This is a genomic window from Stenotrophomonas geniculata ATCC 19374 = JCM 13324, from assembly GCF_001431625.1.
Lineage (GTDB): Bacteria > Pseudomonadota > Gammaproteobacteria > Xanthomonadales > Xanthomonadaceae > Stenotrophomonas > Stenotrophomonas geniculata.
Genome location: NZ_LLXT01000062.1, coordinates 1 through 649 on the forward strand (window position 1 = coordinate 1; position 649 = coordinate 649).

The 649-nt window shown below is 64.9% G+C and carries 1 protein-coding gene; it reads right to left on the reverse strand.

The genetic code is table 11. The features are described 5' to 3' along the window. Positions 1–570, reverse strand: a 570-nt coding sequence (proS, locus tag ARC63_RS03465; RefSeq protein ID WP_064968319.1) for a proline--tRNA ligase, incomplete at its 3' end; no start/stop codon positions are given. Positions 571–649: the final 79 nt, after the last annotated feature.

Below are 649 nucleotides of genomic sequence, written 5' to 3' on the forward strand. Positions count from 1 at the left end.
CAGGCCGAGGCGGGTGAAGATGCGGCTGTAGGCCGACTTCATGTTCTCGTACTCGCGCACCAGGCACTCATCGTGCAGGTGGAACGAATAGGCGTCCTTCATCAGAAACTCGCGCGAACGCATCACGCCGAAGCGCGGACGGATCTCGTCGCGGAACTTGGTCTGCACCTGGTAGAAATTGACCGGCAGCTGCTTGTAGCTGGACAGCTCGCTGCGCGCGAAGTCGCAGGCGGCTTCTTCGGCGGTCGGGCTGTAGCAGAACACCTGGTCCTTGCGGTCCTTGATCTTCAACAGCTGCGGGCCGAACTTCTGCCAGCGGCCGGTCTGCTCCCATAGTTCCTTCGGCTGGATGGTCGGGATCTGGAATTCCACGGCACCGGCGCGGTCCATTTCCTCGCGCACGATGCGCTCGACCTTGCGCAGCACGCGCAGGCCCAGCGGCGACCAGGTGTACAGGCCCGATGCCAGCTTGCGGATCATGCCCGCGCGCAGCATCAGCCGGTGGCTGGTGAGCTCGGCGTCGCTGGGGGTTTCCTTGGTGGTGTGCAGGTGGAACTGGGAGAGGCGCATCGTCGGCTTCGGATAACGGCAGAGACGCCTATTCTGCCAGCCCGGCCGGGGGGAGGGGTATCGGCAGGGCTGCGCCCTG